Origin of the sequence: Sphingomonas sp. (assembly GCF_019242355.1) — a bacterium.
Taxonomy (GTDB): Bacteria; Pseudomonadota; Alphaproteobacteria; order Sphingomonadales; family Sphingomonadaceae; genus Sphingomicrobium.
This window is the reverse complement of record NZ_JAFAVR010000075.1, coordinates 1-25,384: the sequence shown is the minus strand read 5'-3', so window position 1 is coordinate 25,384 and position 25,384 is coordinate 1. Positions and strand designations below refer to the sequence as shown.

At 65.8% G+C, this 25,384-nt stretch carries 25 protein-coding genes; 10 read left to right on the top strand and 15 right to left on the bottom strand.

Annotated features, from left to right (window positions below; genetic code table 11):
* Positions 1 to 527, top strand: a 527-nt coding sequence (locus JOZ79_RS03740) for an N-formylglutamate amidohydrolase (RefSeq protein ID WP_294070769.1), incomplete at its 5' end; no start/stop codon positions are given.
* Between the two features lie 9 nt (positions 528 to 536).
* Here JOZ79_RS03740 and JOZ79_RS03735 read toward each other — a convergent pair.
* Positions 537 to 1,334, bottom strand: coding sequence for a SapC family protein (locus JOZ79_RS03735; RefSeq protein ID WP_294070766.1), 798 nt, complete (start codon positions 1,332 to 1,334; stop codon positions 537 to 539).
* A gap of 194 nt (positions 1,335 to 1,528) precedes the next feature.
* Between JOZ79_RS03735 and JOZ79_RS03730 the strand changes: the two genes are divergently transcribed.
* The 3 genes from JOZ79_RS03730 to yghU all read left to right on the top strand — a co-directional run bounded on the left by JOZ79_RS03730 (position 1,529) and on the right by yghU (position 4,385).
* The gene (locus tag JOZ79_RS03730; RefSeq protein ID WP_294070763.1) at positions 1,529 to 1,960 is read left to right on the top strand and encodes a hypothetical protein; all 432 of its coding nucleotides are present in this window, start codon (positions 1,529 to 1,531) and stop codon (positions 1,958 to 1,960) included.
* Between the two features lie 97 nt (positions 1,961 to 2,057).
* Positions 2,058 to 3,401, top strand: coding sequence for a DEAD/DEAH box helicase (locus tag JOZ79_RS03725; protein ID WP_294070760.1), 1,344 nt, complete (start codon positions 2,058 to 2,060; stop codon positions 3,399 to 3,401).
* Positions 3,402 to 3,515: 114 nt separating this feature from the next.
* Positions 3,516 to 4,385 (top strand): glutathione-dependent disulfide-bond oxidoreductase, encoded by an 870-nt coding sequence (gene yghU, locus JOZ79_RS03720; RefSeq protein ID WP_294070757.1) that lies wholly within the window; start codon positions 3,516 to 3,518, stop codon positions 4,383 to 4,385.
* On the opposite strand, the gene tgt is transcribed toward yghU, so the two are convergent.
* From tgt to JOZ79_RS03680, 8 genes are all read right to left on the bottom strand, one after another.
* Complete coding sequence (gene tgt, locus JOZ79_RS03715; RefSeq protein ID WP_294070755.1) at positions 4,382 to 5,509, bottom strand: tRNA guanosine(34) transglycosylase Tgt; 1,128 nt, start codon at positions 5,507 to 5,509, stop codon at positions 4,382 to 4,384. The genes yghU and tgt overlap by 4 nt on opposite strands.
* On the bottom strand, positions 5,506 to 6,543 hold the full coding sequence (gene queA, locus JOZ79_RS03710; RefSeq protein ID WP_294070753.1) for a tRNA preQ1(34) S-adenosylmethionine ribosyltransferase-isomerase QueA: 1,038 nt from the start codon (positions 6,541 to 6,543) through the stop codon (positions 5,506 to 5,508). The genes tgt and queA overlap by 4 nt, the downstream gene beginning before the upstream one ends.
* On the bottom strand, positions 6,543 to 7,205 hold the full coding sequence (locus JOZ79_RS03705) for a peptidylprolyl isomerase (RefSeq protein ID WP_294070750.1): 663 nt from the start codon (positions 7,203 to 7,205) through the stop codon (positions 6,543 to 6,545). Before JOZ79_RS03705 ends, queA begins: the two co-directional genes overlap by 1 nt.
* A gap of 58 nt (positions 7,206 to 7,263) precedes the next feature.
* Positions 7,264 to 7,752, bottom strand: coding sequence for a pantetheine-phosphate adenylyltransferase (gene coaD / locus JOZ79_RS03700; protein ID WP_294070747.1), 489 nt, complete (start codon positions 7,750 to 7,752; stop codon positions 7,264 to 7,266).
* 2 nt (positions 7,753 to 7,754) lie between these two features.
* On the bottom strand, positions 7,755 to 8,669 hold the full coding sequence (locus JOZ79_RS03695) for a polyprenyl synthetase family protein (protein WP_294070744.1): 915 nt from the start codon (positions 8,667 to 8,669) through the stop codon (positions 7,755 to 7,757).
* Complete coding sequence (locus tag JOZ79_RS03690) at positions 8,659 to 8,907, bottom strand: exodeoxyribonuclease VII small subunit (RefSeq protein ID WP_294070741.1); 249 nt, start codon at positions 8,905 to 8,907, stop codon at positions 8,659 to 8,661. The genes JOZ79_RS03695 and JOZ79_RS03690 overlap by 11 nt, the downstream gene beginning before the upstream one ends.
* A gap of 42 nt (positions 8,908 to 8,949) precedes the next feature.
* On the bottom strand, positions 8,950 to 9,639 hold the full coding sequence (locus JOZ79_RS03685) for a DUF1013 domain-containing protein (RefSeq protein WP_294070738.1): 690 nt from the start codon (positions 9,637 to 9,639) through the stop codon (positions 8,950 to 8,952).
* 121 nt (positions 9,640 to 9,760) lie between these two features.
* A complete protein-coding gene (locus JOZ79_RS03680; RefSeq protein WP_294070772.1) occupies positions 9,761 to 10,744 on the bottom strand; it encodes an NAD(P)H-quinone oxidoreductase in 984 nt (327 codons plus the stop codon).
* A gap of 69 nt (positions 10,745 to 10,813) precedes the next feature.
* Between JOZ79_RS03680 and JOZ79_RS03675 the strand changes: the two genes are divergently transcribed.
* From JOZ79_RS03675 to JOZ79_RS03665, 3 genes are all read left to right on the top strand, one after another.
* The gene (locus JOZ79_RS03675; RefSeq protein ID WP_294070735.1) at positions 10,814 to 11,014 is read left to right on the top strand and encodes a DUF1192 domain-containing protein; all 201 of its coding nucleotides are present in this window, start codon (positions 10,814 to 10,816) and stop codon (positions 11,012 to 11,014) included.
* 136 nt (positions 11,015 to 11,150) lie between these two features.
* Positions 11,151 to 13,502 (top strand): ATP-dependent Clp protease ATP-binding subunit ClpA, encoded by a 2,352-nt coding sequence (clpA, locus tag JOZ79_RS03670; RefSeq protein WP_294070730.1) that lies wholly within the window; start codon positions 11,151 to 11,153, stop codon positions 13,500 to 13,502.
* A gap of 366 nt (positions 13,503 to 13,868) precedes the next feature.
* The gene (locus JOZ79_RS03665; protein WP_294070727.1) at positions 13,869 to 15,161 is read left to right on the top strand and encodes an alpha/beta hydrolase; all 1,293 of its coding nucleotides are present in this window, start codon (positions 13,869 to 13,871) and stop codon (positions 15,159 to 15,161) included.
* Here JOZ79_RS03665 and JOZ79_RS03660 read toward each other — a convergent pair.
* Entirely contained in the window at positions 15,158 to 15,628 is a 471-nt protein-coding gene (locus tag JOZ79_RS03660; protein ID WP_294070724.1) for a hypothetical protein, read from the bottom strand. The genes JOZ79_RS03665 and JOZ79_RS03660 overlap by 4 nt on opposite strands.
* 149 nt (positions 15,629 to 15,777) lie before the next feature.
* Between JOZ79_RS03660 and JOZ79_RS03655 the strand changes: the two genes are divergently transcribed.
* The 3 genes from JOZ79_RS03655 (at position 15,778) to JOZ79_RS03645 (ending at position 19,960) form a co-directional block, all read left to right on the top strand.
* On the top strand, positions 15,778 to 17,484 hold the full coding sequence (locus JOZ79_RS03655; protein WP_294070721.1) for a M28 family metallopeptidase: 1,707 nt from the start codon (positions 15,778 to 15,780) through the stop codon (positions 17,482 to 17,484).
* Positions 17,481 to 19,247 (top strand): M1 family metallopeptidase, encoded by a 1,767-nt coding sequence (locus JOZ79_RS03650; protein ID WP_294070718.1) that lies wholly within the window; start codon positions 17,481 to 17,483, stop codon positions 19,245 to 19,247. Before JOZ79_RS03655 ends, JOZ79_RS03650 begins: the two co-directional genes overlap by 4 nt.
* Before the next feature lie 77 nt (positions 19,248 to 19,324).
* Positions 19,325 to 19,960, top strand: a complete 636-nt coding sequence (locus JOZ79_RS03645; RefSeq protein WP_294070715.1) for a glutathione S-transferase family protein — start codon at positions 19,325 to 19,327, stop codon at positions 19,958 to 19,960.
* A 7-nt stretch (positions 19,961 to 19,967) separates the two neighbouring features.
* Here the strand turns inward: JOZ79_RS03645 and JOZ79_RS03640 are convergent, their stop codons facing one another.
* The 5 genes from JOZ79_RS03640 to JOZ79_RS03620 form a co-directional block, all read right to left on the bottom strand.
* Positions 19,968 to 21,716, bottom strand: a complete 1,749-nt coding sequence (locus JOZ79_RS03640) for a glycosyl hydrolase family 28-related protein (RefSeq protein WP_294070712.1) — start codon at positions 21,714 to 21,716, stop codon at positions 19,968 to 19,970.
* Between the two features lie 83 nt (positions 21,717 to 21,799).
* Positions 21,800 to 22,543, bottom strand: a complete 744-nt coding sequence (locus JOZ79_RS03635; protein ID WP_294070709.1) for a Bax inhibitor-1/YccA family protein — start codon at positions 22,541 to 22,543, stop codon at positions 21,800 to 21,802.
* An 83-nt stretch (positions 22,544 to 22,626) separates the two neighbouring features.
* Complete coding sequence (locus JOZ79_RS03630; RefSeq protein ID WP_294070706.1) at positions 22,627 to 23,976, bottom strand: cyclopropane-fatty-acyl-phospholipid synthase family protein; 1,350 nt, start codon at positions 23,974 to 23,976, stop codon at positions 22,627 to 22,629.
* Between the two features lie 10 nt (positions 23,977 to 23,986).
* A complete protein-coding gene (locus JOZ79_RS03625) occupies positions 23,987 to 24,961 on the bottom strand; it encodes a metal-dependent hydrolase (protein WP_294070703.1) in 975 nt (324 codons plus the stop codon).
* 9 nt (positions 24,962 to 24,970) lie between these two features.
* Positions 24,971 to 25,384: hypothetical protein (locus tag JOZ79_RS03620; RefSeq protein ID WP_294070700.1), on the bottom strand; the 414-nt coding region annotated here is incomplete at its 5' end.

The window sequence follows — 25,384 nt, the reverse complement described above, 5'->3', positions numbered from 1 at the left end:
GGCTCGGCATCATCCCGGCGCGCACGTCGCAATTCGGCTATCTTTGGCGGAGCCCGGTCGCCCGCGACCAGCTCGATGAACGCCTGGAGCAGGCGCACCGGCCATATCATCGCGCGATTGCGGAGTTGCTCGGCGAAACTGTCGAGCGGTTCGGCTGTGCGCTGCTGCTCGACTGCCATTCCATGCCGCCCGCGGGCGACGGCATGCCCGAGATCGTGATCGGCGATCGCCGCGGCCGGAGCTCGGGCTGGTGGGTCAGCAGCGAAGCATTGCGCGTCGGCCGAGACTGCGGCTTCGAGGTCGGCTTCAACGACCCGTTTGCCGGCGGGCATGTCGTCGAGCGTCACGGCTGCCCCGCCCGCAACATCCACGCATTGCAGGTGGAGATCGACCGCGGCCTCTATCTTGACGAGGACCTTCGCGAACCGGGGCCGGGGTTCGACCGGATCGCCTGCTTCATCGAGACCCTCGCCGAACGGCTAGGTGAGCATCTCCTCGGGCAACGGTTCGCGACCGCCGCCGAATAAGCAGCGCCCTCAGGCGTTCGCAGGGGCGGGCTGCGGAGCCGGGACAGGAGCTGGCGCCTTGCCCTGCTGCAGCTGGCGCGCGAACACGTCGCGCATCTGCGCAAGCGAGAAAAGGTGCGCGAAGATCAGGGGTAGCATGCCGTTCTGGTTCATCTTGCGAAGCTCGTCGCCGCGCAGGTTCCTAAGCTTTTCTTCGTCGACCATCTGGAAGCCGCGATAGACGAACGGCTGGTCGAAGCCCTCGGGCTGGATCGCGACCTCGCCATCCATCAGCAGGCCGGATTTCTTGAGGTCCTCGACGAAGGCCGAGGTCCGCTGGCCGGCCGTTTCGAACTGCTCGCAGAATTCAAGGATCGCCTTCGTCGCCGCCGACGGCTGGTCGCCGTCGAACAAAGGCTCGCCCCCGTCGAACTCACCGACCGCGCCCGAGGTCGAATCGAAGCACAGCGACAGCTCGTCGCTGCTCGGGTTCAGGCGGGCGAGGAGGAACGGATAACGGCGGATATAGGCCGGGATGTAGATCGTCGGATCGAGCGTCCGTCCGTCGGCGTCCAGGAACACGTTGACGCCTTCGTTCAGGCCCATCAGCGCGATCGGCACCGGCATGTCGCCGACCGAAAAGACGATCGGGTAGTGGCGTTGCACAAGCCCGAACTCGTCGACGGTGACGGGGATGGCGTGGGTCGAGGCGATGGCCGGCGACTTTTCGATCGGCCGAACCTTCATCTTACCGTGCTGGTTGGCGTTCAGCGGCTCGATCGCATTGTAGAACAGCGGCATGCTCTGGGTCGGCGCGGCACTCGCCATTGCAAGATATCTCCTGGAATCCATTGCTCGTGGCAGCGCGAGCGCGCGCCGGACGTTGCGGCTGGCCTCTATTAACCTCTCGCGGTTTAGGCAAGCCGCCGCTGGCCGCGAGTGGCCGCCCGACGACGCGGCACGGCGATAATTCATTGAATGTTCAAGGCTCGGCTGCGAAGTCGCGCCTGGATGAGCGGTCGATGATCCCGGGAAGCCTGTTCGGCCTGTTGCCGCTCCTGCTCGGCATTTTCGGCGTGCAGCCGGAGCCCGTCGGAACCGTCGTCACCCGGCTCGTCGTGCAGGACGAGATCATCCTTCGCGTGCCCCTCCAGTCCCGGTCTGCGCCCAGCATGGCCTGGGTCGAGAGCAAGAAAGCGAAGTGCATTCCGATCGGCGCCATCCGCCACGCGCTGATGTCCGGGCCGGCCCAGCTGGACTTCATCCTGGCAGATAACAGCCGAGTGCGTGCTCACCTAGATAACGATTGTCCGGCGCTCGATTTCTATACCGGCTTTTACCTGCAACCCGAGGACGACCGCCTCTGCGCCGGGCGCGACGCGATCCAGTCCCGGATGGGCGGAAGCTGCAGCGTCCAGAGCCTCGCACGGTTGGTCCCGAAGCTGAAACGCTAGCGTTTTCTTGACATTTTTCGCCCCGTCAGCATAGCGCTTGCATCTGTGCGGCGTCCGCTTGCGAGCGGGCAATGACCCCATCTAACCCGGAATCTGGATGACTTTCGCCGACCTCGGCCTTTCCGACGAATTGCTCCGCGCCGTTGAGGACAGCGGGTACAATGAGCCGACACCGATCCAGCGCGCGACGATCCCGAGCGTGCTCATGGGCAAGGACCTGATCGGCATCGCCCAGACCGGCACCGGCAAGACGGCGAGCTTCGTTCTTCCGATGATCGATATTCTTCACCACGGGCGCAGCCGGGCGCGCATGCCGCGCTCGCTGATCCTGGAGCCGACGCGCGAGCTGGCCCAGCAGGTCTCGGAGAATTTCGAGAAGTACGGCAAATATCACAAGCTCTCGATGGCGCTGCTGATCGGCGGCGTTCAGATGGGAGACCAGGTGAAGGCGCTCGAGAAGGGCGTCGACGTCCTGATCGCGACGCCGGGCCGACTGATGGACCTGTTCGGCCGCGGCAAGATCATGCTCAACGGCTGCGAGCTGCTGGTCATCGACGAGGCCGACCGCATGCTCGACATGGGGTTCATCCCGGACATCGAGGAAATCTGCTCGAAGCTGCCGGCGTCGCGCCAGACCCTTCTCTTCTCGGCGACCATGCCGCCGCCGATCCAGAAGCTGTCGCAGAAGTTCCTCAACGACCCCAAAAGGGTCGAGGTCGCCCGCCCCGCCACCGCGAACGTCAATATCGAACAACGGCTGGTCGAGGTTCGTGGCGACAGGAAGAAGGACGCGCTTCGCGACATCCTGCGCCACGAGGAGTTCAGGAACGCGATCGTCTTCTCCAACCGCAAGACGACGGTCCGCGAACTTGCAAGCAGCCTGAAGCGCTCCGGCTTCGCGGCGGGTCAGATCCAGGGGGACATGGACCAGGCGGACCGCATCGCCGAGTTCGACCGCTTCAAGAGCGGCGAGATCAACGTCCTCGTCGCGTCCGACGTCGCTGCCCGCGGCCTCGACGTGAAGGGCGTCAGCCATGTCGTGAATTTCGACGTGCCCTGGCAGCCCGATGACTATGTCCACCGCATCGGCCGCACCGGCCGCGCCGGCATGAAGGGCATCGCGATCACCTTCGCCACTCGCGAGGATGGCGAAGCCGTCGAGCGCATCGAGAAGCTGATCGGCCACAAGATCCCGCGCGTCGGCAAGGCCGAGCCGGCGGCGGAAGCGCAGCCCCCGGAGGCCGAGGCCGCCGAGCGCCCGAGGCGCGGTCGTGGCAAGGCGACGCCGAAAGCTGCGGCCGAGCCGCGCGATCGTCAGCGGCGCGAGCCGAGGCCTGAGCCGCAGGATGAAGCGCGCGCCGAACGCTCGCCAGTCGTCGAGGACCTCAAGTCCGAGTGGAACGGACCGATGCCGAGCTTCCTCACGCAAAGCGCGGGCTGATCCGCCAGCCTGGCGGCCTCACCGTCTCCGCGCGACGGGCACATCGCTGACACTGGAAAGCCCTCCCGCCCGTCCCTAGCTCGCTCGCCTGACGCGACGACAAGGATCTCAGCAATGACCGATTACGTGCCGCCCAGGGTATGGACCTGGGATCAGCCCAGCGGTGGACAGTTCGCAAGCATCAACCGCCCGTTGGCCGGCCCGACTCACGACCAGGCGCTTCCGGTCGGCATACACCCTCTTCAGCTCTACTCGCTCGCGACGCCGAACGGCCAGAAGGTGTCAATCTTGCTCGAGGAGCTTCTCGCCGCAGGACACGCCGACGCCGAGTATGACGCATGGCCGATCCGCATCGGCGAAGGCGACCAGTTCTCGAGCGGCTTTGTCGACGTAAACCCCAATTCCAAGATCCCCGCCCTCGTGGATCGCAGCGGCACCGAGCCCGTCCGCGTGTTCGAATCCGGCGCGATCCTCGTCTATTTGGCGGAGAAGTTCGGCGCGTTCCTCCCCACGTCCGGCCCGAAGCGCGCGGAGACCCTGTCCTGGCTGTTCTGGCAAATGGGCAGCGCGCCATTCCTTGGCGGCGGCTTCGGCCATTTCTTCGCCTATGCCCCGGTGAAGATCGAATATGCGATCAACCGCTACGCGATGGAGGCTAAGCGCCAGCTCGACGTCCTCAACCGCCGCCTCGCGGACAACGAATACATCACCGGCCCCGACTACAGCATCGCTGATATTGCCATCTGGCCCTGGTACGGCGGAGTCGCGCTCGGCCGCACCTATGAGGGCGCCGCGGAGTTCCTGGCGACCAGCGAATATGAGCATCTGATGCGTTGGGCGAGGCAGATCGACGCCCGCCCGGCCGTCCGGCGAGGTCGCATCGTCAACAAGCTTTCCGGCGATCCGTCCGAGCAGCTGCACGAACGGCACGATGCCAGCGACTTCGAGCTCCGGACTCAGGACAAGCTGGAAGCGGCGGACTAACCCGGCCGCCGGTAGTGGTCGAGGAACGCGCTCGCGAAGGCCGTCAGCCGCTGCTCCGCAATCGCTCCACGCAGCGCCTGCATCAAGCGCTGGTAGAACCAGAGATTGTGCTGCGTCATCAGCATCGCGCCCAGGATCTCGCCCGAGCGCACGAGGTGATGGACGTAGGCGCGGCTGAACGTCACGCAGGCGGGGCACGGGCAGCCGGGCTCGATAGGCTCCGGGTCTTCGCCGAAACGGGCGTTGCGCAGGTTGAGCGGCCCATCGGCGGTGAACGCCTGTCCGGTTCGCCCTGATCGGGTCGGCAGGACGCAATCGAACATGTCGATTCCGCGGAGGACCGCCTCGACGATGTCGTCGGGCTTGCCGACGCCCATCAAGTAGCGCGGCTTGTCCGCCGGCAGCTGGCCAACCGCAAAATTGAGGCAGGCCAGCATCGCCTCCTGCCCCTCCCCCACCGCGAGCCCGCCGACCGCATATCCGTCGAAGCCGATCGCGATCAGCGCGTCGGCGGATTCGCGCCGCAGCCGCTCATCGAGCGCGCCCTGCTGGATCCCGAAGATCGCCGAGCTCCCGGCGTGTTCGCCGCCACGGTCGAACTCTTCCCGCGACCGCTTCGCCCAGCGGATCGAGCGCTCCATCGCTTCTTGCTGCTGCTCGCGCGTGGCGGTCGTCGGCACCAGCTGGTCGAACTGCATGACGATGTCGGAGCCTAGCAGCCGCTGCACCTCGATCGACCGCTCGGGGCTCAGCATGTGCCGCGATCCATCGAGGTGGCTGGCAAAGGCGACGCCCTCCTCCGTCACCTTCGTCAGCTCCGACAGGCTCATGACCTGATAGCCACCGCTGTCCGTCAGGATCGGCCGATCCCAGCCCATGAAGCCATGCAGCCCGCCAAGGCGCGCGACCCGCTCGGCGCCAGGCCGAAGCATCAGATGATAGGTATTGCCGAGGATGATATCGGCGCCCGCTGCTCGCACCTCTTCCGGCCGCATTGCCTTCACCGTCGCCGCAGTGCCGACCGGCATGAACACCGGCGTCCGGATTTCCCCACGCTGCATCGAGATGACGCCGGTCCTCGCCCCGCCGTCCATGGCGGAGATCGAAAAGGAGAAGCGCGTCATGAGCGCAGCTCGGGCAGCAGCAGGCTGCCATCCCCGTAGGAATAAAAGCGATACCCGGCCTCGATGGCGTGGGCGTAGGCCGACTGCATGACGTCCAGGCCCATCAGCGCGCTGACCAGCATGAATAGCGTCGACTTCGGGAGATGGAAGTTGGTGATCAGGCCGTCCACCGCGCGAAAGCGGTAGCCGGGTGTGATGAAGATCGACGTGTCGCCCTCGAATGGACGAATGACTCCGTCCTCTCCGGTCGCACTTTCCAGCAGGCGGAGGCTGGTGGTGCCAACCGAGATCAGCCGTCCGCCGCCGCGCCGCACGGCGTTGAGGCGATCGGCCGTGGGGGCGTCGATGTGGCCCCATTCGGCATGCATCCTGTGGTCGGCCGTGTCCTCCGACTTGACCGGCAGGAACGTGCCCGCGCCGACATGGAGCGTCAGCGTCTCGCGAGCGATGCCGCGCTCGTCGAGGGCATCGAGCAGGTCGGGCGTGAAATGGAGCGCCGCGGTCGGTGCGGCGACGGCTCCCTCCTCGCGCGCGAACATGGTCTGGTAGTCCTCACGGTCGCTTGCATCGACGGCGCGTTTCGAGGCGATGTAGGGCGGCAACGGCATGCTCCCCGCGCGCTCGAGCAAAAGCTCGACCGGCTCCTCGCCGTGGAAGCGCAGCAGCGCCGATCCATCCTCTCCCTTGTCCGAAACCGACGCCGCAACGCCCGCGCCGAAGTCGATCTCGTCGCCGTCCCTTGCCCGCTTTGCATTGCGAAGGAACGCGCGCCACTCGCGCGTTCCTTCGCGCTTGTGGAGGGTGGCGCCGATCGTCGCTTCGCCTCGCCTGCCTTCGAGCTGCGCGGGAATGACCTTGGTGTCGTTGAACACCAACACGTCGCCGGGGCGAAGAAGGCCCGGCAAATCGCTGACGAGGTGATCGGAGAACGCACGCCCATCGACCATCAGCAGCCGCGCGCTGTCGCGCGGCCGGGCGGGTCTCAGGGCAATTCGGTCGGCTGGAAGGTCGAAGTCGAAGAGCTCGACACGCATCAGCCGGCGGGCGGAGGCGGCGGCGCCGTCACCGGCGCTGGCGCCGCGACCGGTGCAGGAGCTGGAATCGGCGGCGGCGGCCCGTCGCCGAGCCAGGCGCGCACGATGGTGGTGGGATTCTCGGGCGGCTCGCCGGGAGCGATCGCATCAACCGCGTCCATGCCGGCGACGACCCGGCCGAGCACGGTATAATTATTGTCCAGGCTCGAGGTCCGCCCGAGCATGATGAAGAATTGGCTGTTGGCCGAATCCGGGCTGTCGGAGCGCGCCGCGCCGAACATTCCCCGCAGGAATGGCACGCTGGTAAACTCGGCCTTCACGTCGGGAAGCTCGGAACCGCCGCTTCCGTCACCCTTGGGGTCGCCGCCCTGGGCCATGAATCCCGGGATCACGCGATGGAACTTGAGACCGTTGTAGAAGCCGCGCCGGACCAGCGTCTGGATGCGTGCGACGCCCTGGGGCGCAAGATCGGGCCGCATGACGATCTCGACCGTCCTGCCGTTCGAAAGCTGCAGGAACAGATGGTTTGCCGCGACGGCTGCGACATCGGCCGGCGCCAGGATACTCGGCGGAGCGGGCACTGGCGCAGCCACCGGACGAGGCGCAGCGGCGCCAAGCGCCAGCGCGGCGAACGGCAGTGCAAACATGGCTTTCGACAACATGGAAAACTCCCCTCGGCTGGCGCCACCGGCTAGTGCAACGCAGGCGCTGACGCCAGCCTTAACGCGTTGTGGCGAGGTGCCTGCGGACGTCTTCGGCAACCGCCGGCGTCACGAACTTGTCGATCGCGCCGCCGTAGCGGGCGATCTCCTTGACCAGCTTCGAGGCGATCGGCTGCAGCGAAACATCGGCCATCAGGAAGACGGTTTCGATGTCGGAATTGAGCTGCTGGTTCATCCCCGCCATCTGAAACTCATATTCGAAGTCGGCGACGGCCCGCAGCCCGCGCAGGATCATCGTTGCCCCCTGCGCTTCGGCAAAGTCCATCAGCAGGGAGTCGAATTCGACAACTTCGACCGCAGTGCCAAGGTCGGCGACCTCGCGGCGGACCATCGCCATCCGCTCGGCGACCGTGAACATCGGCTCCTTGGACGGATTGGTCGTAACGCCAATAACCAGCTTGTCGGCGAGATGCGAACCGCGCCGGATGATGTCGAGGTGGCCGAGCGTGATCGGGTCGAAGGTGCCCGGATAGACAGCGATGGTCATCGTCAGCGGTCCCGCTCCACCGCGAAGCGGGCGATCGCGCGGAGAAGGTCCGCCTCGCTTCCGTGAGCGGCGATATGTTCGATTGCCTGGCTGACCAGCAGGCTGGCCTGCTGGCGGGCGCGGTCCGGCCCTAGCAGGGAAACGAAGGTCGCCTTGCCGGCATGGGCGTCGCGACCGGTGGGCTTGCCGGCCGCCGCCTCGTCACCACTATGGTCGATGAGGTCGTCGGCGATCTGGAAGGCGAGGCCAACGTTGCGCGCGTAGCCGCGATAGGGCGTTCGTGATTCCGCCGGCATCTTGTTCATGATGCACGCCGCCTCGACCGCATATTCAATGAGCGCACCGGTCTTGAGCTGCTGAAGGCGGGTGATTGCCGGCAGGTCGAGCTCCCGACCCTCGGCTGCGAGATCCATCATCTGGCCGCCGGCCATACCCGACGGGCCGGCCGCCCGCGCGAGCTCCAGTACCAGGTCGGAACGAACCCATGGGTCCTCGTGAGTCTCGGGATCGGCGACGATCTCGAACGCCAGCGCGTGCAGGCTGTCGCCCGCGAGCACAGCCTCGGCCTCGCCGAACGCGCGATGCACGGTCGCCTTGCCGCGCCTTAGCTCCGCATCGTCCATGCATGGGAGGTCGTCGTGAATAAGCGAATAGACGTGGATCGCCTCGATCGCACAGCCGACCCGCAGCGCCCGCTCAGGATCGATCGCGAAAAGCCGCGAGGCGGCGACCGTAAGCAGCGGGCGAAGGCGCTTGCCGCCGCCGATCGCAGCGTGGCGCATCGCCTCGTAGAGGGGCTCGCGAGAATCGCCGGTCGGAGCAAGCAGACGAGAAAAAAAGCCGTCGACCTCGGCAGATACGCGAGCGGCTTCGGAGTCGAGTTCGGTGCCGACCCGATCGATCGTCTCAATCGGCATTGAAAGGCGTCACGCCGGATGGGCGGCCGTCGGCGCCGAGCGCGATCTGTTCGATCCGCGTCTGGGCATCGCGCAGCCTCGCTTCGCAATGCCGCTTCAGCCGATCGCCCTCTTGATACAGCTCGATGGAGCGGTCGAGCGGCGCCTCGCCCTTCTCGAGCGTGCGCACGATCTCCTCCAGCCGCGCAAGGGCAGCTTCGAAGCTCAACTGGCTGACGTCCGTCTCGGCAGCGTCCATCCCGGCTGTTTGAGCCACGCTATGCCCGGAATCAAGGCGCGCTTAGGACGATGGAGTGTTCTTGAACGGGTCGCGGATGCCGGGCACGATCTCGTCGCGAAGAGCCTCGCCATCGGCGTCCGCAAGTGCCGCCTCTGCTTCGCGGATGTGCTGCTCGCGCTCATTGCGAAGTTGCTCCAGGAGCGCCTCGCGGTCGCTTTCGAGACGCGTGTCGGACGGTGCCGACGCACCTGCCGCGCGCGCCGCCTTGGCGACCGCGGCGTCGAGTTCGCGCTGAGTAGTGAGGCCAAGCGTGACTGGATCCTTGGGCGTGATGTTGGCCATGTTCCAATGGCTGCGGTCGCGGATCGCGGCGATGGTCGTCCGCGTAGTGCCAATCAGCTTGCTGATCTGGCCGTCGGTCACCTCGGGATGGTTGCGGATGATCCAGGCGATTCCATCCGGCTTGTCCTGACGCTTCGACACCGGCGTGTAGCGCGGGCCCTTGGTACGGCGTACCTCATCCGGGGCCTTGTGCATCTGCAGGCGGTAATCGGCGTCTTTCTGGCCCTTTTCGATTTCCTCGTGGGTCAATTCCCCGGCGCGGATCGGGTCGCGGCCGGTCAGCTTGGTCGCTGCGGTGTCGTCGGCGATCGCCTGCACCTCGAGGATGTGAAGACCGCAGAATTCGGCGATCTGCTCGAATGTCAGCGAGCTGTTGTCGACCAGCCAGGCGGCGGTTGCGTGGGGCATCAGGGGCTGGGCCACTGGGGTTCTCCGGTGTTCTCGAAAACAAATAGGGCCGCCCCTTCACGGAGCGGCCGGCTTGGTTCGCCGATACCCTTGCGCCGATCCAGGGGCAAGGCTGGACTGTTCAGGATGCGACCTTCAGGACGATCTTCCCGACGTGCTCGCCCGAATCCATGCGCGCGTGGGCGCTGGCGACATCCGCCAGCGGGAAGGTCGAATCGATCACCGGACGAAGGCGGCCGCCTTCGGCATAGGGCCAGACGGTCTTCAGGATGTCGTCCGCGACCATCGCCTTGAACTCGACGGGGCGCGGGCGCAGCGTCGACCCGGTGAGGACCAGGCGCCGCCGCATGACCTCGGCGATCGGCACTTCGGCCTTAGCCCCGCGCTGGACGGCGATCGAGACGTGGCGCCCCTCGTCGGCGAGGCAGGCGATGTTCCGCGCGACATAGTCGCCACCGACCATGTCGAGCACGACCGTGACTCCCGCCCCGTTAGTCACCGCCTTCACCCGCTCGACAAAGTCCTCGCTACGGTAGTTGATCGTTTCGGCGGCCCCGATTTCTCGGGCGCGCTGGCATTTTTCGTCGCTGCCGCAAGTGACGATCACCTTAAGGCCGAAAAGGCCGCCGAGCTTGATCGCCATGGTGCCGATCCCGCTGGTGCCGCCGTGGACCAGCACCCAGTCGCCGTCGCCCGCGAAGCCGCGTTCGAACAGGTTGGTCCAGACCGTGAAGAGCGTTTCCGGCATTGCCGCCGCCTCGACCAGCGGCAGACTCGGCGGGACCGGGAGGCAGGTGCCGGCCGGCGCCACGCAATATTCGGCATACCCGCCGCCCGCGACCAGAGCGCAGACGTTGTGTCCAATCCGGTGGGTCGTCCCCTCGCCCGCGTCGACCACCTCGCCGGCGATCTCGAGCCCGAGGATGTCGGGCGCGCCCGGCGGCGGCGGATAATGGCCCATGCGCTGAAGGACGTCAGGCCGGTTGACCCCGGCTGCTGCGACCCTGACCAGCACCTCGCCGCGTCCGGGCTTCGGCAGCGGCCGCTCTGAAAGCGTCAACTGCTCGGAGGTACCACCGCCCACCGGCGCGACCACCGCTTTCATCGTCGAAGGGAGATCCGGCATAGGGGCCGGCTTATTGACTTGGGCGGTCGGAGGGTCAACGGGCTCCCCGTGGACCTCGACGACCTCTTCCCGAGCAAGCCTGGCGATCCGCTGGTGGATCTTGCCAAGCAGGACCTCGAACCGATGTCGATCGACGAGTTGAAGGAGCGGGTTGAGACCCTGAAGGCCGAGATCGCCAGGGTTGAAGCGCATATGGATCGCGCCGCCATCCACCGCTCCGCGGCCGAAGAGCTGTTCAAGAAGCCCTGAGCGGACCGCCCTCGGGGTCGTCCAATGCAATAACTGGGGAAAAGCCCGGGGCTGGCCCTTGATTGCCGGGACGGGACATATGACATTCCACTCAAAGCCCGCGGGCTTTCCCCGCGGGTACGGAGTACCCAGCTAAATGCCTAGTTTCGCTCGCGAACTCGAACAGACCCTGCACAACGCCCTAGGGGAAGCCAGCAAGCGCCGGCACGAGTATGCGACCCTTGAGCACCTCCTCGTCGCGCTGATTGATGACGATCACGCGTCAAAGGTGATGACCGCCTGCGGTGTCAACCGCGACGAGTTGCGCGCCAGCGTGAAGCAATATCTCGATCATGAGCTCGGCGCCCTCGTCGCCGACAGCGCCACCGATCCGACACCGACCAGCGGCTTTCAGCGCGTCGTCCAGCGGGCGATCCTGCACGTCCAGTCGTCGGGCCGGGACGAGGTCACCGGCGCCAATGTCCTGGTCGCGCTTTTCTCGGAGCGCGAGAGCTACGCCGTCTACTTCCTGCAGCAGCAGGACATGAGCAGGCTCGATGCCGTGACCTACATCAGCCACGGCGTTGGCAAGGGCGAAACCCCGCCCGAGACCCGCGCTCCCGAAGGCACCGAGGACAAGACTGAAAAGGAAGGCGCCGCCAAGAAGGAATCGGCCCTCAAGCAATTCACCATCGACCTCAACGAGAAGGCCCGCGCCGGCAAGGTCGACCCGCTGATCGGCCGCATGTCGGAAGTCGACCGGACCGTGCAGATCCTCTGCCGCCGGTCCAAGAACAACCCGCTCTACGTCGGCGATCCCGGCGTCGGCAAAACCGCCATTGCGGAAGGCCTCGCCCGCAAGATCGTCGAGGGCGACGTTCCCGACGTCCTGAAGCCCGCCGTCATCTACTCGCTCGACATGGGCGCGTTGCTCGCCGGCACTCGCTACCGCGGCGACTTCGAGGAGCGGCTGAAGTCGGTCGTCTCGGAGCTCGAAAAGCTGCCGCATGCGGTCCTGTTCATCGATGAGATCCACACGGTGATCGGCGCCGGCGCGACTTCAGGCGGCGCCATGGACGCTTCCAATCTCTTGAAGCCGGCCCTCTCCTCGGGCGCGATCCGCTGCATCGGGTCGACCACCTACAAGGAATTCCGCAACCACTTCGAGAAGGACCGCGCGCTGCTTCGCCGGTTCCAGAAGATCGACGTCAACGAGCCTACGGTCGAGGACACGATCAAGATCATCTCGGGGCTGCGGGCAGCGTTCGAGCTGCACCACAATGTTCGCTACACGCCGGACTCGATCAAGTCCGCGGTCGAGCTGTCGGCGCGCTACATCCACGACCGCAAGCTGCCGGACAAGGCGATCGACGTGATCGACGAGGTTGGCGCGATGCAGATGCTGGTGCCGCCGAGCCGCCGCAAGAAGATCATCACCGCCAAGGAGATTGAGGCGGTGGTCGCGACGATGGCGCGCATCCCGCCCAAAAGCGTGTCGACCGACGACAAACGCGTCCTCGAGCACCTCGAGGCAGATTTGAAGCGCGTCGTGTTCGGCCAGGACCTGGCGATCGAGAAGCTCGCCTCCGCGATCAAGCTCAGCCGGGCCGGCCTTAGGGAGCCGGACAAGCCGATCGGCAACTACCTCTTCTCCGGCCCCACCGGCGTGGGCAAGACCGAGGTTGCGCGCCAGCTCGCCTCCGTGCTCGGAATCCCGCTGCAACGCTTCGACATGTCGGAATATATGGAGCGGCACTCGGTCAGCCGGCTGATCGGCGCGCCTCCGGGCTATGTCGGGTACGATCAGGGCGGCCTCCTCACCGACGCGGTCGACCAGCAGCCGCACAGCGTCCTGCTGCTCGACGAGATCGAAAAGGCGCACCCGGACCTGTTCAACATCCTGTTGCAGGTGATGGACAACGGCAAGCTGACCGACCACCACGGCAAGACCGTCGATTTCCGGAACACCATCCTGATCATGACGACCAACGCCGGCGCATCGGACATGGCGCGCGAGGGGATCGGCTTCGGCGCATCGAGCCGCGAGGACGTCCAGGAGGACGCGATCCGCAAGATGTTCACGCCGGAGTTCCGCAACCGCCTCGATGCCGTCGTCCCGTTCGGCTATCTGCCGCCGGCCGTCGTCGCTCGCGTCGTCGACAAGTTCATCCTGCAGCTCGAGCTTCAGCTTGCCGACCGCGGCGTCCATATCGAACTGGACGATGAAGCACGCGAGTGGCTCACTGCTCGCGGCTACGACAAGCTCTACGGCGCTCGACCTATGGGCCGCCTCGTCCAGGAGAAGATCAAGCAGCCGCTCGCCGAGGAGTTGCTGTTCGGCAAGCTGGTCAACGGCGGCGAGGTCAAGGTCCGCATCAAGGACAATGCCCCCGCGTTCGAAATGACGCCCGCCGCGCCCAAGGCCGCCAAGGCGAAGGCCGGCGCCAAGCCGAAGCCTAAGGCGGCAGCCAAGCCCAAAGCCGACGACGCAGCCCCGGCCGCGGAATAAGCCCGCACAACACGACGGAAGGCCGGGAGGAGACTCCCGGCCTTTTTGCTGTGGGTGCGCCGTCCGTTGCTGGATCAGCAGAGATGTCTAAAGTCCAAGCCGGAAACGCCTGGGCCCTCGATGAGACCGATGCTGTTTGCGAGATGGATTGCCGGGTTCGCTGGCCTTGCGGCTTTCGGTGTCGGCGGCGTTACCCGCGCCGCAACCACCGAAGAACGGCTTCAAATACCAAGGTTCGACTCGGCGCCCTGCCAGTTCACCGACGAAGCTCCGGACTGGCCCGCAGTGAATGGCGTCTCGTGCGGATGGGTGACGGTCAAGGCGCATCACGAAGTGAACGACAGCCCGACGCTTCGGCTGTGGGTCGTGAAGGTCGCCGCCAAAAATTCCGCGACGCGCGGCCAAACTGCGCTCATCCGGCTCTGGTATGGCCCGATGGCCGCCAACATCACGGCATCAAGTCTGAAGAACGCACCGTTCACGGAACTCGTGCGCGCCACGCGCGACGTCGTCTTTTTCGATTATCGCGGAATGGGCCGGTCGGAGCCCGATACGAAATGCGTCGTCGCCCCGGCGACGGGCTCGACCATCAAAGCACGCCTCCGGTCGGTCCTTGTGCAATCACGGGAATGCCGGCGGCAGATCGAAGCTCGCGGCACGGATCTCGACGCCTTGAACGCCGCCACCTCGTCCCAGGATGTGCGCGACATCGCGCGGGCCATGAACTACTCGAGCTATGAGGTCTGGGGCGCATCCTACGGGAGCTTCCCCGCGCTCGATCTGATCGGACGACACCCCGCGGGATTGCGCGCCGCGGTCGTCGGGGTCGCCATTCCCCCGGACTCTCGCAATCGGGAGCAGGTTTCGACCTTCGCCAGGGGACTGGCGGCGATGCAGCGCGAATGCAATCGCGAGCCCAGTTGCCGTGCGCGGTTCCCCGAAATGGCGGCGTCACTGGGCCGGGCAATGCAACGTCTCGGCCGCGAGCGCTTGATGGGCCGTTCGCGCCGTCTGACGCCCGTCGATCTCTACCAGGCTTTGCTAGGGATGGCTGCCTTCGCGCCCGACCCGGGATCACTCACTTTCGTCCCGCTTGCGATTGAAACGGCCGAGAAGGGTGATGCCGCGCTCGTGGCCAGATGGATCGACGCGACGAAGGGCGACGACTTTGGCATTCCCGACATGGCCAATCCGGATGTCGCCGCGCAAACGACCCTCTATTGCAGTGCCCTGGGAAATCGCCCGACGAAGCCCGATTACGAAGCAGCGGCCCGGCGTTATCCCTACCTGGCCCTGGCGGCGACGCCTACCGACGCGATGGATCGCTTGTGCAATTCCTGGAAGATATCGGGGCCGCCGCGAAATCTGTGGCGCCCTGTCAAAAGCGACATACCAGTCCTGTTTTATTCCGCAGCTCTCGATACCGCGGTCACCAACTCCGACACCGTGGCGGCTGCACGACTGCTGCCCCGTTCGACAATCATCACGGTTCCGGGCGTCGGGCATAGCTTTAGCGACGGCTGCCTCGTTCAAGTCGAAGCTGCGTTTCTCGCCAATCCGTATGGCGTGCTTGATCGCTCATGCACGGCGAACATGAAGCCGATCAGGTTCGCGCTCCACGGCTTTGAAGCTTATGCCGCGGAGGTCGCCGCGCACTAGTCCTTTGACTGGATCGCGATCGTCCCCGAGGACCCCTGGCCGACCGGCTGCACGTCGATGGTGAACTGATCGCCGTCGCGCGTCCTGCCGCTGATCGCGTCGCCGGATTGGGTGGCCTCGACGCCCTTTTGCTTGAACTGGTCTAGGAAGTAGGCGCGAACCTGCTGGGGGGCACCAGGCGCCTCAAAGGCGAGGTGGACTGTCGCGCCGTGATTGCCGGCATTCATGTTAAAGCCGTGCATCGTCGCGCCTGGCATCAACTTCACGCCGTCAATGTCGAAATCGCTGCTCCGGATCGCGCCTTCGGGAAGCTTGACGTCCCCTTTCGCGAACGGAAGGTTGAAGCTGACGTTGCCGCTCGCGTCGGCCTTCATCGTGACGTTTTCGGCGTCGCCGTCGCCTCGCGACACGTTGCAAGCGGCGAGCGACACGGCGGGCACGAGAAGCAGAAGCGCGAAACGGATCATCGGCCATTCTCCTGTATTGTTCGAGCAATACAGTAGACCAAAACGCCATACAAGGGCTTCCATCGCCCTCGCCCACTAACTAGTCGGCTGCTGACCCGCTTCCGCCGCGGCGCCCCTGGACGCCGGGCTCGCAACCCGAGGAGAGTAACATGAACCGACTTCGCTGGATTTCCGCGAGCGTCCTCGCCCTTGTCGGCAGCGCCGCAGTCGCCGCCCCAACCGGGCAGTTCAGCCCTGAGCGCCTGTCTGACATCGACAAGGCCCTGGCTTCGGACGGGTTTCAGGGCCGCGGGACCGCAGCGGCGATCGAGCCGACGGTCATCGACTATATCGCGAAGCAGTTCGCAGCAGCCGGAGTGCAGCCCGGGGGCGACATGGTCAACGGCCAGCGCAGCTGGTTCCAGGCGGTGCCGCTCCTGCAGTCGGAGATCGTCGGAACGCCGCAGATCAGCCTGAACGAAAACGGCACCGTCGTCCCGCTTCGGCAGGGTCCGGACATCGCCATCCTGGCGCCGCTAAACGGCGCGAAGCAGGTCACCATCGCCAATGCGCCACTGGTGTTCGTCGGCTATGGCGTGACGGCGCCGGAGCGCAACTGGGACGACTTCAAGGGCGTGGACGTCCACGGCAAGGTCATCGTCGTCTTGATCAACGACCCCGACTTCGAGGGCGGCGAAGGTGATTTCGGCGGCAAGGCCATGACCTACTACGGCCGCTGGACCTACAAGTACGAGGAAGCCGCGCGGCACGGCGCAGCGGGCGTGATCATCGTCCATGAGACGGCGCCGGCATCCTATCCGTGGAACGTCGTCCAGAACTCCAACACCAACGCACAGTTCGACATCGTCCGGCAGGATCCGGCGGCGGCTCACAGCGGCATGGAATCGTGGATCCAGCGGCCGCTTGCAGTCGATCTGTTCCGGCGCTCGGGTCTCGACTTCGAGCAGGCGAAGGCTGCGGCCCGGCGGCGTGACTTCCACCCAATCCCACTCAAGGCGACGCTCAGCGCAAGCTACGCCGCCAACCCGCAGGTGATCACGTCGCACAATGTCGTCGGACTCCTGCCCGGAAGCAGCCATCCCGACGAGACCCTGATCTACAGCGCCCATTGGGACCACCTCGGCGTCGGCAAGCCCGACGCGACCGGCGACACCATCTACAACGGCGCCGTCGACAACGCGACGGGCGTCGCCCAGCTGGTCGAGCAGGCGCGGGCTTTCGCGCACGGCCCGCGGCCGCAGCGGTCGATCGTGTTCCTCGCCGTCACGGGCGAGGAGAAGGGGCTGCTCGGTTCCAACTATTACGCGACCCATCCGCTCTATCCACTCGGAAAGACGGTCGGCGTTCTCAACACCGATGCGCTCAACGTCTGGGGCCCGACGCGCAACTTCTCCATCTCGGGGAGCGCCCGCCTCGACCTGCTCGACGACCTGATCGCCGAGGGCAAGCGCGAAGGCCGTGCGTTCGCCGCCGACCCGCACCCGGAGGCCGGGCATTTCTATCGCTCCGACCATTTCTCGTTCGCCAAAGTCGGCGTGCCGGCGGTCAGTTTCGAATCCGGCAACGACATGGTCAACGGCGGCACCGCCCGCGGCGAGGCGCTTTCCGCCGACTACACCGCCCACCATTACCATCAACCGAGTGACGAATGGTCGCCGCAATGGGACTTCAGCGGGCTCGCGCGGGACGGAGAGATGCTCCACGCGGTCGGCGAGCGGCTAGCGAATTCGCGCGAGTGGCCGAACTGGTCGCCCGACAGCGAGTTCCGCGCCACCCGCGACCAAAGCGCGAGTGACCGCACCGGCACTGCGCCCGCACCGATGCCTGTAAGCACGGGCAAGGGTGAGCGCGGTTGAACCCAGCGGAGGGGCAACGACCCGAGAAGCACGGCCGCGACTGGCAGCCGTGGGCCATCCTGTCGATCCTGGCGCTGGTCCTCCTTGGCATCGTCTGGCTCGGCCATGCCGGCGAACGCCCGCTGGCGGTGCGCACCGCGCAGAGCGGATTGCCTCTCACCCGGGAGCAGCGATCGGTCGAATTCCAGACGGCCGACCTGACGTTCGACGTCCAGCCGAGCGCTCAGCGGATCAACGCGCGCGCGGTGCTTGCCTTTCTGGTTAAGGCACCTATCGACCGCCTTCAGTTCGACCTCGATCCCGAACTGCCGATCAGCGCGATCGTGGCCGATGGACGAACCCTCGATCGGCCGGCCTGGGCCAATGATGGCGGCCTCGTCGCCGTGCGCCTGCCGCGCGCAAAGCGCGCCGGAGATCGACTGACGCTCGCGATCACCTACGAAGGACGTCCGCACATCGCCAGCCACGCGCCCTGGGATGGCGGCTTTGTCTGGGCACATGCGCCGGGCGGAGAACCCTGGGTGGCGACCGCGGTCGAAGGCGAGGGCTGCGACCTGTTCTGGCCGTGCTTCGACAACAGCCAGGTCGAGGTCGGAACGGTCACCCAGCACATCATCGTGCCGAAGGGGCTGTCGGCGCCATCCAACGGCCGCCTGCTCGGTGTCGACCATCTCGCCGACGGCCGCACCCGCTGGAACTGGCAGGCATCGCATCCCAACAATTACGCAGTTGCCATCGATGTCGGCCCGTTCAGGCTCGCCCAGTCGAACCACCTCAGCCGATTCGGTAACCGCTTCCCGATCCAATATTGGTATCTGCCCGGCGAGGATCGCCAGGCCGCCGCGCTGCTCGCGGAGATGGAGCGCACGGTCGACTTCTTCGAAGCGACCATCGGCCCCTACCCTTGGGGTGCCGAGAAGGTCGGCGTCGTCGAGACTCCGCACCTCGGCATGGAGCATCAGACGATCAACGCCTACGGCAATGCCTACAAGGCGGCGCCGGAAGGCTATGACTGGCTGTTCGACCATGAGTTCAGCCACGAATGGTTCGGCAATCAGCTGACCAATGCCGATTGGGACGACATGTGGCTTCACGAAGGCTTCGCGACCTACATGCAGCCGCTGACGCTGGAGTGGCTGGACGGGCGAATGGCCTACGACGCAGCCATGTTCAAGGAACGCCAGCAGATCGCGAACAGGCATCCGATCGTGTCTGGCCGACATGCGACCGAGGACGACGTGAGCGATCCAGCGAAGGGTCCGGGCAACGACATCTATTACAAGGCGAGCTGGGTGCTCCATACGCTGCGCAGCATGATCGGCGACGACGCCTTCTGGCGCGCGACCCGGCGGCTGGTCTACGGGCGCGTCGAACCGCGGCCCGGCAATTTCCAGCCGCGCTTCGCCTCGACCGACGAGTTCATCGCGCTGGTCAACCAGGAATCGCATCGCGATCTTCACTGGTTCTTCGAAGTATATTTGCGTCAGGCCCCACTTCCGCGCCTAGTGGTCAGCCGCTCCGGGACTTCGCTCAGCCTGCAGTGGAAGACGCCGAAAGGCCTGCCCTTTCCGATGCCGATCGACGTCAGAGTGGATGGCAGAATCGAAATCGTGCCGATGACCGGCGGACATGGATCGCTGACCTTGCCGAGTCCGTTGAGCCTCGTCACGGTCGACCCGGAGAGCAAGATCCTGCGCCAGTCGGATGCGATCGACCGTTTCCGAGCCGATCCTTCCGCTAAAATCCCCTACGGCCCGAGTTGAAGACGTCGCTCGAAATGCTGGAGGATATCATCGAACAAGCGTAGATCGGTCCCCATTCAGAGCCGGGGAGACACGCCATGTCCGATCTCATCTTCTACACCAACCCGCAGTCCCGAGGGCGGATCGTTCGCTGGATGCTCGAGGAGATCGGCGAGCCGTACGACACCCAGATCATCGACTATTCCGACCTTCGGGCCGAGGGCTACCGCTCCGTCAACCCGATGGCGAAGGTCCCGGCGATCCAGCATCGCGGCCGCACCGTCACCGAATGCGCGGCGATCTGCGCCTATCTCGCCGACGTCTTTCCCCAAGCGGGCCTCGGGCCGCGCGATGACGAAAAGGCCGACTATTACCGCTGGATGTTCTTTGCCGCAGGCCCGATCGAGGCTGCCGTGTCGAACAAGGCGATGGGCTGGGAACCGACGCCGGAGCGCGAGCGAATGTTCGGCTACGGCAATTTCGAGCGGGCAATCGGCGTGGTTGACGCTTTGCTCTCCACACGAGATTACGTCTGCGGCGCCCGGTTCACCGCCGCCGACGTCTATGTCGGTTCACAGCTGATGTTCCCCATGATGTTCGGCCTGCTCGACAAGCGCGAGCGGTTCACGAGCTACGCCGAGCGCCTGCAGCAGCGCCCCGCGTACAAACGGGCGGCGGAACTGGACGATCAGGCGCAAGCGGAGGCCGAAGCCCGCCAGCCGCAGCCCGCCTGACTCGGCGTCACTGCCCGAGCCGTCTCTCGACGGTCGCTGCATCGAGCCTGCCACATAGCCTCGTGGAGGGTGCTGCGAGGTCGGCTGCGACCCGCTGCAGGCGCAGCCGGAAGCGGGCAGTGCAGCGAAGATAGCCGGGAACCTCTATATTCCTTGCCCGCAAGTCCGAGACCAGCGCGTCGCCGCCCCCCTGCAACTGCAGCCAGCCGGCGGCGCCATCGACGGTCGTGCGCGCCAGGCGAACTGACCGGATCGGCTTGCCGATGAACTGGAGAGCCGTGATCGTGCTGTCGACGATCTCGGTGCGCGAGACGCGGATGTCGGCGCGGATCGGGGCGTCGAGCGCATAGAGCCACAGGGCGCCGACGCCGAATTGCCAGTTCGGGTCGAAGCTGCCGCTTCGCACCAGCAAATTGTCGTTGATCGAGATCGCGTCGGAGAATGGGACGGCGCGGAAGCGATTGCCGAGGTGGATGCCTCCGCCCTGCGTCAACGTGTCCGCGACGACATTGGCTGTCAGGCGGATGTCTCGCCCGCCATAAACGGCGATGCCGTTGGCGAGCATCGGCGCCACCACGGTGGAATGAGCGATGACGTCGCCGCTGTCCGCGGCATAATGCGACCACAAGGCGATGCCGTCGTCACCGGAATTGCGGACGAAGACATTCTCGATGCGGGCGTCGCGCACTCCTCGCCTCAGGTTGATGCCGTCGGCCGTATTGTCGAGGATGCGCATATTCCGGATCGTGACTCGATCGAGCGGACCATCGAGCCAGACGCCCGACTTGTGATGCTGCAGCCATAGGTCATCGATGGTCGACCCGCCGCCCAGGGTGCCGCCCACCGCGGCGAGCTTGGTCCTGTCGTTGCGCTCGCGGACGTCGCCGATGATCGCGAAGTGGGCGAGGTGCACGGCGGATGCGTGGGCCGAGCCATATAGACCGACGCCGTCGCCGCTCAGAATGGAGTACCATGGGCCGGCGCCGTTGATCGCCACGCGGTCGACCATGAGGTGGCGATCGACATGATAGGTTCCGGGTCCAATCCATACCGGGCGGTGCCGAATCCGGGCTGCCGCAATGGCCTTCGCGAAGGCGCTGGAGCTCTCACGCTGCCCCGACGGATCGGCGCCGAATGAGACGACATCGAGCGATGCCGCTGGCCGAGCAAGCGGCGGCGGCACAAGCTCGAAATCGGCGAGGTCGACGACATACCAGGGCAGGCTATCTTCGGGGCCGACCGCGATCCGAACCCTGGTTCCGGCCGGCAGGACCTTTGCGAAACGCAGCCGTGCTTCGTCAAACATGTGATGGCCGCGACCGTCCGACGGATGATTGGTGAACGGATAGGCGCCATAATACCAGCCGTACCGGGACGTGACGCCGAGCGAACCGAGCCGCTCGCCGGCGGCATACAGCCCCAGCGTTCCGCTGAGGCCGCTCCCGTGCACTGAGTCCGGGACGGCGTAGCGGACCGTGACCGCGTTGGCCGACCGGCGAAGCGTGAACTCCACAAACTGGCCCGGGCGATCGAGCCGAACGGCGCGTCGGCCGGAGGCTTCCGCGGCAATGGAATAAAGTGCGCGCGAGGGACCGAGCAATATACCATTGGAGCAGCCGTTCTCTGCTTCATATTCGGTGAATGGCACGACCGCGCCCCGGCCGTGCAGTTGCTCGATGGGAACTGCGGCGATCGTGGCGGCGGTGGGAGTCGAGGCGGCGAGCGCGGCGGCGGCAAGACAGGCGGGAAACGGCATCGGCTCTGCGTTAGACGCCCTGGCGGAAACCAAAAGGGGCCGGAGTTTCCCCCGGCCCTTCCTTGTTCGGTGCTGTTCCGCGACTAGCGGCGGTTGCCCATGAAGCGAAGCAGGAACAGGAACATGTTGATGAATGCGATGTAGAGGCCGAGCGCCCCGATCACGGCGCTCTTCACCGCAACCGACGTCCCGGCGACGGCGAAATAGCCGCTCTTGATCTGCTGCGTGCGATAGGCGGTCAGTCCGGCGAACAGCAGGACGCCGATCGCGCTGATGGCGAGGTCGAAGCCCGGCGAGCGCAGGAACATGTTGACTAGGAGGGCGACGAACAGCCCGACCACGCCCATCAGCAGGAACGTGCCCATGGCCGACAGGTCGCGCCTGGTCGTGTAGCCATAAAGGCTGACGGCCAGGAACGACACCGCGGTCGCGAAGAAGGTCTGAGCGATCGACACTCCGGTATAGACCAGGAAAAGCGTCGAGAACTGCACACCGATCAACGCCGCGTAGATCCAGAAGACCATCTGCGCCGTCGCCGTCGACATCCGGTTGATGCCGTAGCTCAGCGACATCACGAGGCCGAGTGGAGCGAACAGCGCGACGTAGAACAGAAGCGACGGAGCGCCGGTCTGCGGGTTGACGAGCAGGTTCACGAGGCTGCTGTTGGCGAACAGCAGAGCGACGATCCCTGTCAGAAGAACGCCCGAGGCCATGTAGTTGTACACGGACAGCATGTACGACCTGAGCCCCGCATCGCGGGCGGCGCGCGGAACGCCGACCGTCGCCGGGTTGGCTCCAGTCATCCGCGGGTCTTGCCAATTGGCCATCTTATCTCCTCTCCCGCGGGCGAAGGGCCCCCGGCAATGAGCAATATATCGTGGATGGACGAACGGACTTCAAGCGAAACGCGTCAGGGCGTCCGGTCCGCTTTCCCCAGCGTGACCTGCGCAACATCGATGGCCCCGCCGCGAAAGCCGCCCTCGCAGTACATCAGATAGTATCGCCAGAGGTCGTGGAACTCCTCGGCGAAGTCGCTGAGGCGCCCCTCAGCCACCGCTGCATCGTAGCGGCGGCGCCAAAGGCGCAGGGTCTCGGCATAATCGCCGCCGAAGCCTTCGCGGTCGTGCCAGGTGAGCCCGCGCTCGGCGGCGAGCGCCTCGAACTGCGGTTCGTCGAGCAGCAGGCCACCGGGGAAGATGTAGGTCTGGATGAAGTCGGGGTTGCGGGCATAGCGATCGAACAGCCGGTCATCCATCGAGATGAATTGAAGCGCCGCCCGGCGGCCCGGCTTCAGGTTGCGGGCAATGCTGTCGAGATAGGCGCCCCACCAGCGCTGGCCGACGGCCTCGACCATCTCGACCGAAGCGATCGCGTCGAAGCGCTCGTCAGTTTCACGATAATCCTGGAGACGGATCTCGATGCGGTCAGCGAGGCCCTGGTCGGCGATCTTGCGCTCGGCCCAGGCCTTCTGCTCGGTCGATAGGGTGAGGCCGACCACCTCCGCGCCGCGCCGGGCTGCCTCCATCGCCAGCGTTCCCCAGCCGCAGCCGATCTCAAGCAGACGCTGGCCGGGCTTCAGGTCAAGGCGGTCGAGGAGCGCATTCACCTTGCGCAGCTGGGCGGCTTCTAGACTCCCCTCCCGCTTGCGGGAGGGGCTGGGGGAGGGTTTGTCGCGCACGGACAGGCCCTCTCCTTCGGTGCTTCGCACCTCTTCCCCTCCCGCCAGCGGGACGGGAGAAAAGAGCGCGCTCGAATAGGTCATCGTGGCGTCGAGCCAGGCGGCGTAGAAGTCGTTGCCGAGGTCGTAATGGGCGGCGATGTTGGCGCGCGCCTTCCCCGGAGCATTATCGCGGAGGCGATGAGCGAGCGCGTTCATCCACCGGAACGGGCCCTTGGCGCGGCCGGTGTCGCCAAGCGCGACGGCGTTCGACGAGAACAGCTCGAAGATGGCAACCGGGTCGGGGCTCGACCACTCGCCCAACGCCCAGGCCTTGTACCAGCCGACCGAGCCGGACGTGGCGAGCCGGACGAGGGACATCCAGCTGTTCAGCCGAACGACCGCCATGGGGCCGGGCGCCCGGAAGCCGATGCGGCGAGCGGTTCCGTCAGGGAGCGTGGCCTCGATGCCGCCCTGCACCAACCGCCGGTCGATCCGATCCAGCACGCTCGCGAAAGCAGGCGCAAGCAGCCGCGCGACAAGGCCGCCGCCTGTCGCGAACCCGCGATCCCCGTGCACCAGATGCTGCCCACGGCTGGCCATGAACTGCCGATTATTCCTGGCCGGCAGGCGTGTCGAGCGGGATGAGGAAGGTGTTGCGGCTGAACAGTTTTCGAACCGGCGCGGGGATCGCCAAAGAGCGGAGCGCGCTGTAGAACCGCTGGTCGGTCAGATAGGCCTTGCCGCCGATGACGACGACGATCGGCATCCGCGACCAGACGAGGAAGGCGCGGACGTGCGGGTCGTGGCTCTCGGCCGCGGCGAGGCGCGGATCGTCGAGCCGGAGCGGCTGGAGATCCGGGGCGATGGTCAGGCCGCTCGAAAAATCGAGGTCGCCGCCGCCCCAGCTGTCGGCGCTGCGCCATGCGAGGCTGCGGCGCCAGAAGGCGAGCGGCGGCGGGCTGGCGACGACCAGCGTCGGCTGGATGCCGCGTTGGCGCAGGAGGTCGATGGTGGTTCGCTCCGCCCAACTGCTCTCGGCGAGGTTGAAGGCGATGTAGAGGAGCATGACGAGGCCGGCGGCCTGGGCCGGCCGTCCGGGGTTCGGCTGCGCCTTGTCCCAGCGGCGAGCGGACCACAGGACGCCGGCGATCATCAGCAGCCAGTAGACCCAGTCGACGATGAAGATCGCGTCGCCCGAATACCAGTGCCAGTCGGCCGGTGCGAACAAGGCGATGGCATAGGTGGTGAGCCAATCGAGGAACGGATGGGTGAGGACGGCAAGCAGTGCCACGACAAACAATGGACCGGCGCGGAAAGGGAGCGCCCCCTCGCCTCGCGGCTTCAGCCGGTCGACCAGCCACAGGATGGCGACGATCCCGGCGGCGAGGATGGGCCAGGCAAAGATGCCGTGCACCGGCCCGCGGTGGAAGCTGATTCCCTGCACCGGAAGCACCAGCGGCGCGAACACGTCGATATCGGGCGCATTGGCGCCGAGCAGGCAGGCGGCCATCGCGAACCGCGAGCGCCGCTTCAGCCCCATCTGCCCGACGAGGGCGCCGGCGAGCGAGTGGGTGATATTGTCCAAGGCGCTCGGCTAGACCGGAATACAGATATTATCGCCGTGTCGGATTGCCCGCGCAGGAATGCGATAACCTCGCTTTCGCGCGAGCTCATAATCGAAGCAGGCTTCGTGCTTGCCAGGAAGAACGTAGTAGAGAATCTGACCTGTTCGATTGCTCTCATCGTCTCTGCTGATGGCGACCAACATCCGTACGCCTCGCCGCGGCCTCGTATGGAACACGGTTGCTGCCACCACAGAACTCGGCATCTTGGGCCCGCTCACCGTCTGCACCGCCACGAATCGAACATCAGCAAGTCCATCCAGACAGATGGTACCGGCCTTATCGCATTCCCATTCCTTGGGCTGTCTCGCGTTCCAGAACCCACCCCATTTCGCTACGATAAGTGAGGGCTGGGCCGCGGCAGCGGCTGGCGCGAGCGATCCAAT

Bases quoted from the DNA above. Each gene is read 5' to 3' on its own strand.
- JOZ79_RS03730 (WP_294070763.1), top strand. From the start codon at position 1,529: ATGATCCCGGGAAGCCTGTTCGGCCTGTTGCCGCTCCTGCTCGGCATT.
- JOZ79_RS03685 (WP_294070738.1), bottom strand. From the start codon at position 9,639: ATGCCCCACGCAACCGCCGCCTGGCTGGTCGACAACAGCTCGCTGACA.
- JOZ79_RS03640 (WP_294070712.1), bottom strand. From the start codon at position 21,716: ATGCCGTTTCCCGCCTGTCTTGCCGCCGCCGCGCTCGCCGCCTCGACT.
- tgt (WP_294070755.1), bottom strand. From the start codon at position 5,509: ATGACGCGCTTCTCCTTTTCGATCTCCGCCATGGACGGCGGGGCGAGG.
- JOZ79_RS03695 (WP_294070744.1), bottom strand. From the start codon at position 8,669: ATGCCGATTGAGACGATCGATCGGGTCGGCACCGAACTCGACTCCGAA.
- JOZ79_RS03680 (WP_294070772.1), bottom strand. From the start codon at position 10,744: ATGAAAGCGGTGGTCGCGCCGGTGGGCGGTGGTACCTCCGAGCAGTTG.
- JOZ79_RS03630 (WP_294070706.1), bottom strand. From the start codon at position 23,976: ATGGCCAGCCGTGGGCAGCATCTGGTGCACGGGGATCGCGGGTTCGCG.
- JOZ79_RS03735 (WP_294070766.1), bottom strand. From the start codon at position 1,334: ATGGCGAGTGCCGCGCCGACCCAGAGCATGCCGCTGTTCTACAATGCG.
- JOZ79_RS03645 (WP_294070715.1), top strand. From the start codon at position 19,325: ATGTCCGATCTCATCTTCTACACCAACCCGCAGTCCCGAGGGCGGATC.
- JOZ79_RS03690 (WP_294070741.1), bottom strand. From the start codon at position 8,907: ATGGACGCTGCCGAGACGGACGTCAGCCAGTTGAGCTTCGAAGCTGCC.
- queA (WP_294070753.1), bottom strand. From the start codon at position 6,543: ATGCGTGTCGAGCTCTTCGACTTCGACCTTCCAGCCGACCGAATTGCC.
- JOZ79_RS03655 (WP_294070721.1), top strand. From the start codon at position 15,778: ATGAACCGACTTCGCTGGATTTCCGCGAGCGTCCTCGCCCTTGTCGGC.
- JOZ79_RS03705 (WP_294070750.1), bottom strand. From the start codon at position 7,205: ATGTTGTCGAAAGCCATGTTTGCACTGCCGTTCGCCGCGCTGGCGCTT.
- JOZ79_RS03635 (WP_294070709.1), bottom strand. From the start codon at position 22,543: ATGGCCAATTGGCAAGACCCGCGGATGACTGGAGCCAACCCGGCGACG.
- yghU (WP_294070757.1), top strand. From the start codon at position 3,516: ATGACCGATTACGTGCCGCCCAGGGTATGGACCTGGGATCAGCCCAGC.
- clpA (WP_294070730.1), top strand. From the start codon at position 11,151: ATGCCTAGTTTCGCTCGCGAACTCGAACAGACCCTGCACAACGCCCTA.
- coaD (WP_294070747.1), bottom strand. From the start codon at position 7,752: ATGACCATCGCTGTCTATCCGGGCACCTTCGACCCGATCACGCTCGGC.
- JOZ79_RS03660 (WP_294070724.1), bottom strand. From the start codon at position 15,628: ATGATCCGTTTCGCGCTTCTGCTTCTCGTGCCCGCCGTGTCGCTCGCC.
- JOZ79_RS03725 (WP_294070760.1), top strand. From the start codon at position 2,058: ATGACTTTCGCCGACCTCGGCCTTTCCGACGAATTGCTCCGCGCCGTT.